Origin of the sequence: Undibacterium sp. Di27W, assembly GCF_049340345.1 — a bacterium.
Taxonomy (GTDB): Bacteria; Pseudomonadota; Gammaproteobacteria; order Burkholderiales; family Burkholderiaceae_D; genus Undibacterium.
In genome coordinates this window covers 1-10055 of sequence record NZ_JBMPOS010000036.1, presented here as the reverse complement: position 1 = coordinate 10055, position 10055 = coordinate 1, and the positions used below count along the sequence as shown (strand labels likewise).

The window sequence follows — 10055 nt, the reverse complement described above, 5'->3', positions numbered from 1 at the left end:
GTATGCAACCCAGAACAAGGCAGCGCAAGTCAACAGCCAGTTGAGCAGCCTCATCACCCAAAATCCGTCCCAAGACGCGATTAGCTACAACTTCTATGATGCTGAGAACCGTGTAACCGCCACGGTCGATGCGGAAGGATATGCGATCGACTATGTGTATGACGCAAGTAGTCATGTGATCCAAAAGACGAGTTACTCAGTAAAGTTGACGTCTGTCAATTCATTACAAACCTGGGAAAGTATCCGTCCTCAAAATGATCCCAACAGGCAAACCTTGCAGCAGCTCTTTGACAATTTGGGACGTCTGAGTACAAGCAAATCTAATGTTGGGAATGCTTTCGGCGTTAATCAAACTAAGATTGTACAAAATGTGTACGACACAAAGACCGGACTATTATCATATACAGTTCAGGACGCTAACAGACCTTATTTAAGGCGAGCTTCAAATACTGCTTACGACCAGTATGGTCGAGTTATTGGCACGCTGGCTGGCAATGGTAGCGAAATACTGTTTGCTAACTCTGATCCTGCAATAATTGGCCAAGCCTGGAAAGACTATGGGGTAGCCTATACCTACGACGGGGCCAATCATCGCACCAGCAGCATTGACCAGAATGGCCATCGTACCCTGTATTACTACGATCAGGCAGGGCATCTGACTTTTACCGTTAATGCAATGGGAGAGGTGACAGAACAGCGCTATAACCATCTTGGACAACTGACAGATACGATCCAATATGTAACGCGCCTGACTGGTGTAAACAGCTTGAATGGCGGCTTGCAGACTGTAGACTTCAATCAAAAAATCCAGGCAATCGCTAATTCTGCTGACGACATCAAAACCAGTAACACCTATGATCTGGATGGTCGCTTAGTCGCAGTGATAGATCCAAATAATCGAGTTACTCGTTACACCTATGACCAGTTTGGTCAACAGGTCAAGATCACTGACGTTAAGCAAATTGATACTGAACTGCATTATGACAAGCGGGGTTTGGTAACAGACACCATACGGGATGCAGCAAACCTGCATCAAACAGTGCATACAGATTATGACGCGTTTGGCCGCGCCTGGCGTACCGTTGATGCAATGGGTAATGTCACACAACTGAAACTGGATAAGCTGGGCCAGGTTGTGGAAGTGAAGGATGTCACAAGTGGGAATACCACAAGAACAAGCTATGATGCGTTCAATAGAGTATTGACGAAAATTGATGCAAAGGGAGCGGTAACTCAATTTTTGTATTCGTGGGGTGCACAAGGAAAATCAGTTGCTATCACGTCTGCTGAGGGACTTGTATCATCGGAGCTTTTTCTTCGTACCGGTGAAAAAGCCTCTCAAAATAAAGCAGACGGCTCATATTTGGGTTATACATATGATAAAAATGGCAATGAAATCTCCAAAAGTAATAGCTTCGGTCTCTCTAATAAGACTTTTGATAAATCTGATCGCCTAATTCTAAGTACCGATGAAAACGGTAATAAAACAACTTACACCTACGATGACACCAATCGCTTACTAAGTAAAACCTTGGAAATGGCGGATGGTAAGTCACTGATTACCAGCTACAAATATGATGCACTTGGTCGTCAGATTGAAATTACTGATCCAGAAAATAAAACCACCAGACTAGTGTACGACCACACAGGTCAATTGCTACAGACTATCGTTGATCCAAATGGCTTGAATTTAGTCACAGAATATAATTACGACGAAACTGGTAAAACCCTCAAGATTACTCAAAAAAGTAATGCGAATGTCGTCACATCTATACAAAGCTATGCCTATGATTCGCTGGGCCGTCGTATAACAGAATCTCAAGATGGTGGTGTCACTATCAGCCGGCAATATCAGTATGATGCCAATAACAATGTTATCAGTGTCACTGATGCCAAAGGACTCGTTAGTTTTTATGCTTACGATGGTCAGAATCGGCAAATACTCAGCATCGATGCGGCAGGCAGCATAGTTCGAACTACCTATGATGCGAATGGGCGCATAACTCAAATACGTCGCTATGCCACGACAATCAATACAGCAAATATTGCTCATGCTGCTGACAGCGCAACTCTATTGGCATTGGTCCCATCTTCCAATGTGAATGACCAAGTGTCTTATCGTTATTACGATAAAGACGGACGCATGAACGTCGAATTAAATGCATTTGGTGAAGTGACTACTTATGTTTACGATGCAGAAAGGCATGTTGTTCGTAGCACGCAAGCCGCAACCAAGATCACATTGCCGCCACCGGCAGATTTCAGCTTAAGCCAGGTTCCAACAAGTGCTGTCGATCTTGTCAATTCCTACGCCTATGATCTTGCCGGACGCCTTGGCTTTAAAGTGGGCGCAGATGGTGGCGTCACCGGATATGTATATGACAAAGTAGGAAATCTGACGACAACAAGCGTCTTCGCCAGTAAACTAAATGCGAGCGATGTGGCTGTCGGCGCCAGGGCCGATGTCGTTAGTCAATTGATGGATAGCAAAAAAAGCGCAACCGACCGTATTGAGCGTCGCGCCTATGATGAAGCCAATCGACTCATTTACATTGTTGATGCACAAGGGCATGTCACACAAAATATCTACGAGGGCTTACACCTCAAACAAGCGGTGCAATATGCCAACACCGTCAATATTGATAATAGCAACATCGTCAGTATTAAGAATGCCATCAATGCTGATCCTGTCAAGGATGGGAAGGTCAATTATAGCTATGACGGGGCAGGAAACTTGTCAGGTAGTTTTGTAACTTCGGGAAATGGGGAGGTTAAAACTTATGATAAGAATGCCGCTCTTTTAAGTTACAAAGATAGTTCAGGCAACACCAGTTATTATAGCTATGATAGTGCCGGACGTTTACTGTCGTCTATTGATATGCAGGGTAAGACTGAAAGTTATACTTATAATGAACAGGGCCAAAAAACTAGTTACACCAATAAAAATGGAGATACTTGGTCCTATAGCTATGATGCAGTAGGAGTGCTTGAAAAAGTAACTAACACGTTAATAAATGGAGTAAGCAATACCTTTGATTATGGCGCTTACAGGAACGGTCAACAAAACCTGTCTTTGATCAATATAGGTACTGGCAAAAATGGAGAGGTAACAGCAGTTGATCTCGCAACAGGCAATCTTGTGTTGCGTGATACCGATGCCTTGCTGTCAGGTCGTGGCGATGATGTATCTGTATTGAGGTCATACAACAGCCAGGGGAAACTCCATGACGACAATGCTGATGCATGGTGGCTCAATGGATACCGTCGCGTAACAGCGCCGACTGGAGAGTTGAACAAGGCCGGCAGTTCTGTGTACAGAGCCGGCCAGGATGGCACTGTCGTTAAATATAATTACGATAGTAGCCGCCAGTTGTATGTGGCCGCTCAGGGCAGCGGCAGCTTCGATACATTGAGTAGTGATGGTAGTAGCTGGACCTGGAAACAGGCGGGCAGCCAACGGACTGAAACCTATCAGGGTGGTAATGCCTACATCTGGAGGCTGGCTACAGCGAGTGATTTGAATGGCCAAACGACCACCTATAGCTACAGCGGTGATGTATTGTCTAGGATTACCAACGCCAATGGTGAAGCGGTAGAATTTGTTTATGCAGGCAATAATCTTACGCAAGAGCGTATTCTTGCTGCCGATGGCAAAGTCACCAGCAACACTAATTACCGCTACGACGCCCAGAATCGACTGAGCCAGGTATTGCTCGACTTAAGTCCTGATGATGCCAGCATCGCCGATGGTAAAGTCTATGCAACAAGCTATACCTATGTTGGTGCAGGCAATCTCATAGGAAGTATCACCCAGACTGACGGCAGCTCCCAAAAATTCAGCTATGTTGCAGTCAATGGCGAGCCCCGCATTGCCAGCATCACCGATACCTATAATAACGTCACTAAATTCGATTACGACATCGTCAATCGCCAGACCAAAGTGATCGATGCCTTTGGCAATGTCAGCACCTATACCACCAATGCTGACAAACGTTTTGATACCATTATTGCGCCCACAGCCAATGGCCAGACAGCGACCACCCGCTACACCTATGATGCGGCAGGCAATATAGCCAGCCTCACAGATGCGCAAAACAATATCACCAGTCTTATCTATGATGCATCCGGCAATCTGCTGACTAAAACAGACGCCCAGGGCAATCGTGTAGAAAATACCTACAACAGTAACAATGATCTGCTCACCAGCACCCTGTATAGCGCGCTGACAGCAGATGGGAAACAACTGAGTGGCCCGCAAACGACACGCTATGTCTATGACGCACAACATAACCTGCGCTTCCAGATTAACGCTACTGGCAATGTTAGTGAACGACGTTATGATAGCAATGGCCAAAAAGTTGCAGAGATCCACTTTACCGATGCCAAATATGGCAATGGCGTACTCAGCCCCAGCCTTGATCAGATGCAAAGCTGGAGCAGCTCACAGACGCAAGAAACGACGAGCCGCACTGATTATGGCTATAACAGCCGCGGACAGGTCACCAGTATTACCACTTATAGCAAAGTCGGTAGTGATGGCCTGGGCATAAAAAATGGCACGGAAAGCACTACACAATATAGCTACGATGTCAGCGGTAAGCTCCTGTTCAGCATAGATGGCCAAAACAATCAGACCAGCTATACCTACGATGGTCTGGGGCGCGTATTGAGCACCACCGATGCTTTGCAAAAAACCAGCTATACCGAATATGATGATGCCAGCCATAAAGTCACTTTGCATAACGCGAGTGGCCGTATCGACACCCAATTGTTTGACAGCCTCGGGCATTTACTGAGCAGCACTCTAGGTGGAGAGCTGACGACAGAATATCGCTATGATGCACTTGGTCGCCAGGTATATTCCAGAGACCCAAGTGGCGTAGAACAACTGCACATCTATGACGCTGCAGGTAATATCCAGGCAGATATTAACGGACAGGGTGAAGTCACCCAATATGTCTATAACAGTCTGGGTCAAAAAATCCAGACCATTGCCCGTGCCAATGCCCTGACAGCTAGTCAATTCCAGCAGATCAAGGTACAGGTAGTGCAAGAAGCTGCGGCGAATGCAACTGCCGTCATCGTCAACAATATTCCGGTCACTGCCAGCAGCAGCGACATGGTTAGCCGCACTTTGTATGACAGTCTTGGCCGTATAGGTAAAACAATCAGCCCGCTGGGTGAAGTGACTGAGTTCCAATACAACGCTGCAGGCAAACTGGTATCCACGGTCCAGCGTGCCAACACCCTCAATCCGTCTACGATAGGCATCAATGCCACGGCCCAGGATGTGACAGTTGTCACCGACGCAGTCAATGACCGCATCAGCTACTGTTACTACGACCAGGATCAGAAACTCATAGGTAAAATTGACGCGGAAGGCGGCATTGTTGAATATCGCTATGACAACGCAGGACGCCTTAGGGCCACAGTTGCCTACGCTACGAAAAATAAGAATGCCAAAGTAGATAGTAGATTCTCGAGCTTACTCGCAGCAAGCAGTGGTAAAGATGTAATCGACTTTTATTTTTATGATGCTAGTGACCGTATCATTGCGTACGTCAACCCGGAAGGAACGCCGACCGAGTACATATACGACCAGGCCGGACACATAACGCAAAAGACCACCTATAACGGTGATCTCTCAGGAGGTTTTGGTTTGTCAGTGAGCTGGGATCGCGTGCGCCCAGGTTATGTTGATCCCAACAGACAAACCGTCACGCAAACTTTTGATAAGTTAGGGCGACTGGAAACCACTAACACGTTTGTTGGTGAATACCTAAATGATAATTTCACCACAAAAACCAAAAACATTTTTGACGCTCAAACGGATCTGTTGATTTCAAGCGGCATCGTTGATAGCCGCGCCGCTTTGCGCCGTACTCAAGACACTGCGTATGATAAATTTGGAAGAGTTGTTGCGACGGTGAAAGGAAACGGTAGTGAGCTGCTGCGCAATACGATTGATCCGGTTGCGATCAACCAGATCTGGAAAGATTATGGCACTGCTTTCACCTACGATGCCGGTAATCGCCGTACCAGCAGCACAGATCAAAACGGTCACCGTACGCTGTATTATTATGACAATGCAGGGCATCTGAGCTTCACCATCAATGCACTGGGTGAAGTGACGGAACAGCGTTATAACCATTTGGGACAATTGACTGATAAGGTCCAGTATGCGACACACCTGACAGGCTTGAGTGGTCTCTCAGGTGGATTGCAAACAGCCGATTTCACGCAAAAAATCCAGGCGATCGCTGACCAGATGAATGATATTCGTAGCAGTTATAGCTATGACCTCGATGGCCGTGTGGTCACAATGACCGACGCGAATAATCAGCTCACGACATACACCTATGATCAATTTGGTGAACAGGTTAAAGTCACCGACGCCAAGCATATCGACACAGAGCTGCATTACGACAAACGCGGTGCAGTAACAGACACCATACGTGATACGGCCAACCTGCATCAGACAGTACACACTGACTATGATGCTTTTGGCCGTGCCTGGCGTACAGTGGATGCCATGGGCAATGTGACTCAGCAGCAGTTTGACCGTTTAGGTCGTGTTGTTGAAGTCAAGGATATGGCAACCGGTAGTGCTACCACTTCAAAATACGATGCATTTGGCAGAATTTTTACACAAACGGATGCACTAGGGGTTCTTACAAGCTATTGGTATTTAGATTCAAGGAATGGTGATCAAACGGCGATCACTTCAGTAGCAGGCCAGGTCCGTGGACAAGTCTATATAAATCGCGTCGGGGATATCAGAGGGCATGATTATTCGGAGGTCAATAGTGACTTCATGACTTTTGATTATGACGGTAATGTACTTACCTATAATCGTTCGGCAGTCAATGGAATTAGTACAACTGCAAACGTCTACGACAAGTCTGATCGTTTGACCCAAAGCACAGACGAAAACGGTAACGTCACCACTTATGCTTACGATGATGCTAATCGCCTGACCAGCAAAACCCTGGCTATGGCAGGTGGTCAAACCCTGGTCACCAGCTATAAATACGATGCTTTCGGTCGCCAGGTTGAAATCACCGATGCCGATAACAAAGTCACCAAGCTGGTCTATGATCACAAAGGTCAACTGCTGCAAAGTATTGTTGACCCGGATGGTTTGCATCTTGTAACCGAATACAGCTACGACGAGGCGGGCAAAACTCTCAAAGTTATGCAAAAGGGCAATGGCAAGGATGCTTCATTGGTACAAAGCTATACCTATGATGCTTTGGGCCGCCGCATTAGCGAATCATCAGATGATGGCATCACCACAAGCCACAAATACGCTTATGATGCCAACAACAATGTCATCAGCGTGACAGACCTCAATGGCAACCTTACCCACTATGCATATGATAGTCAGAATCGTCAGATAATCAGTATTGATGCTGCCGGTGGTGTGACTACGACCGCCTACGATCCTGATGGCCGTATCAGCCAATTGCATCGTTATGCTGCCGCTATCAATACAAGCGGCATCGCTGTTGCTGCTGATAAAGTGGCCTTGAACGCCTTGATTCCGGTAGCCAGCGCGAATGATCAAGTCTCTTATCGTTATTATGACAATGACGGGCATTTGGCGGTTGAAGTGAATGCGCTTGGTGATGCAACAAGCTATGCCTATGATCCTGAAGGTCATGTTGTGCGCACTATTCAGTATGCGACTAAAGTCACCGCGCCACCGATGGCAGCATTGAGTATCGCAACATTGCCAATTGCAGTTCAGGATAAAGTCGAGTCTTATGCTTATGAACCAACTGGCCGCCTGGGCTTCAAGATCGCTGCGGATGGTGCGGTAACCGGGTATACATACGATAAGGTTGGTAACCTGACCGCTACCACAAGCTATGCTAATCTCATCAATGTGCAAAGTGTTGCTCTTGGTGCTAGGCTTGACGCTGTCATCAGTCTGATGAGCGGTAAAAAAAGTGTTTTGGACCGCACTGAACGTCATGCCTATGATGAGGCTAATCGCCTGGTCTACACGGTAGATGCACAAGGCTTGGTGACTCAAAATATCTATGAGGGTTTACACCTCAAGCAAACAGTGCAATATGCGAATGCTATTAGTATTGCCAATAGCAATTATTCGACTATAAAAAATGCTGTTAATGCAAATGTCAGCAAAGATAAGTTGACTAGCTATGCTTACGACAAAGCGGGTCATTTATTGAGTGTTACTGATTACCAGGGAAAAACTGAAAGTTATACTTACAATAGCCTGGGTCAAAAGGCGAGTTATACCGATAAAAATGGTGTTGTCATTACTTATGCCTATGATAAGGCAGGTAATTTGCTTACCCGTAGTTTAAGTAATACTGATGTTCAAGGTAAGACAGAAACAACCACATACAATACCCAGGATCAAAAGATCGCTTATGCGACAAAAGTAGGTGCAGTTTATTCTGCGTACACTTACGATGCGTCCAGTAATGTGTTGACACAAACGACTGGCAAAATTGATGCACAGGGAAATATTGAAAGTAAAACCTATAATAAAAATAATCAGCTGGTAAGTACAACGGATAAATCCGGTAATGTGAGCAATTACGACCAAGTAGGGCGCATACAGACCGTTGTTGATACCCAAGGTAAAACTGAAACTTATTCCTATAATACAGTCGGTCAAATTGCCAATGTCAAAAATAATCTGGGCGAAGTTTCGACATACAATTACGATGGGACAGGTGTACTCAAATCTGTGTCAAAGCTAAGCGCCAACGGCACAGTAACCAGTTTCGACAGCGGCATATATTCCAGCAGCAAACAAAACCTGGCTCTGGTCAATGTAGGTAGCAGTAAAACCGGTGAACATACCGCAGTCGACCTCGCCACAGGTAATCTCGTCGTAAGCGACAATGACGCCGTGATGGAAGGTCGTGGCAGTGACGTTTCCCTGCTGCGCACCTACAATAGCCAGGGCAAACTCAACGACGACAATGGCGACGCCTGGTGGATTAATGGTTACCGGCACATCGCTGGATTAACAGGTAGCATCAATACCGCAGGCAGCGCCGTCTACCGCGCAGGCCAGAATGGTAATGCCGTCAGATATGACTACGACAGTACCCGCCAACTGTATGTTGCCGCCCAAGGCAGCGGCCAGTTCGACACCTTAAGCAGCGACGGCAGCACCTGGACCTGGACCAATAGTCTCACCCACCAGACAGAAAGCTACCAGGGCAACAACGGTTATAGCTGGAAACTCGCCACCGCCAGCGATGCCAGTGGAAATGTCACCACCTACAGCTACAACGGCGAGCTGCTGGCTAAGATTACGGACGCCAATGGAGAATCGGTAGAATTCATCTACACAGGCAACAACCTCAGCCAGGAACGCATAGTCGCCGCCGATGGCAAAGTCACCAGCAACACCCGCTACACCTACGATGCTCAAAACCGCCTGAGCCAGGTCCTGCTCGACCTGAGTCCCGAAGACGCCAGCGTCACCGATGGCAAAGTCTACGCCACCACCTACACTTACGCCGGTGCAGGTAATCTCATCGACAGCATCACCCAAACCGATGGCAGCGTCCAGAAATTCAGCTACATCATCGTCGATGGCGAATCCCGTGTCGCCAGCCTCACCGACGCCTACAACAACGTTACCCGGTTTGATTACGACACCGTCAACCGCCAAACCAAAGTCACTGATGCCTTTGGCAACGTCACCGTCTACAGCCTCACCACAGACAAACGCTTTGACAGCATCACCGCCCCTGCCGCCAATGGCCAGACAAGCACCCTGCGTTACGGCTACGATAATGCAGGCAACATCGCCAGTTTGACCGATGCCCAGGGCAATGCCACCAGCTACAGCTACGACACAGCCGGTCACCTGCTCACAAAGACCGATGCAGCAGGCAACCGCACCGACAACAGCTACGATGCCAATGGCGACCTAATCCTCAGCACCCTGACCCCGGCAGCAGGTGCCAACCAGTCCACCGGCCCCCAAAGCACCCGTTTCGTCTATGGACTGCCAGGCCAGTTACGCTTCCAGATCAGCGGCACCGGCATCGTCACCGAAC

1 protein-coding gene is annotated in these 10055 nt (G+C 47.3%); it reads left to right on the top strand.

Features of this window, described 5'->3' with window-relative positions:
* Positions 1 to 370: 370 nt before the first annotated feature.
* Positions 371 to 10055: hypothetical protein (locus tag ACO0LF_RS30715; RefSeq protein WP_423021117.1), on the top strand; the 9685-nt coding region annotated here is incomplete at its 3' end.